The organism is Pseudomonas fragi, assembly GCF_002269505.1.
GTDB lineage: Bacteria > Pseudomonadota > Gammaproteobacteria > Pseudomonadales > Pseudomonadaceae > Aquipseudomonas > Aquipseudomonas fragi_D.
On record NZ_NQKQ01000066.1, the window covers coordinates 1 to 662 of the forward strand.

The 662-nt window shown below is 60.4% G+C and carries 1 protein-coding gene; it reads right to left on the reverse strand.

All coding sequences use genetic code 11. The annotated features are described in order from the left end of the window. Positions 1 to 662: Ig-like domain-containing protein (locus CJU81_RS23530; RefSeq protein WP_254924928.1), on the reverse strand; the 662-nt coding region annotated here is incomplete at both ends.

Genomic DNA, 662 nt, shown 5'->3' on the forward strand with positions numbered 1-662 from the left:
TGGTGTACGGATCGGATGGCAAGCTGGCATTGCCGGCCGGATCGGTGACGATCAGGGTGAACGGGTGTGCGCCCTCACTGAGCGGTGGCGGAGTAAAGGTCCAGGTGCCGTCGGGACCGACGATGACTGTGCCCAGAGGTTGACCGTTGTCGATGATGGTGACGGTTGCACCGGGCTCCTGCCCGCCGCCGCTGAGGGTCGGTGTGGTGTCGTCGGTGGTGCCGCCATTGGCAATCGGGCCGGTCACCAGACCCACGTCATCGATAACCAGATCAATACCGCCATTGCCGCCTGCGCCTGGCTGGCCCGGTGGTGTGGTGTCGATGGTCAATTCGAATGGTGGGGTAGGCGCGCTTTCTGTGCCTGCGGGGTTTTTTTCAGTAAACGTAATCTGGTACGTGCCTTCGCTTAATGGCGGTTCGGGAGTGAACTCCCATTTGCCGCTTTCATTGACAGTTGTCGTACCAATGACTTTGTCGCCGTCCTTGATGAGGATGGTGTTGCCTGGCGTGCCGCTGCCATTAAAGGTCGGAGTGGTATCGTCCGTAGCGTCGCCGTTTTGGAGCGGGCCAGTTTTGTCACCTGCGTTATCAACCACGCTTTCCAGAGCAGGGGTGAGTACAGCGCCAGCCTCTTCATTGCTTCCGCCCCCGCCCCTCGCT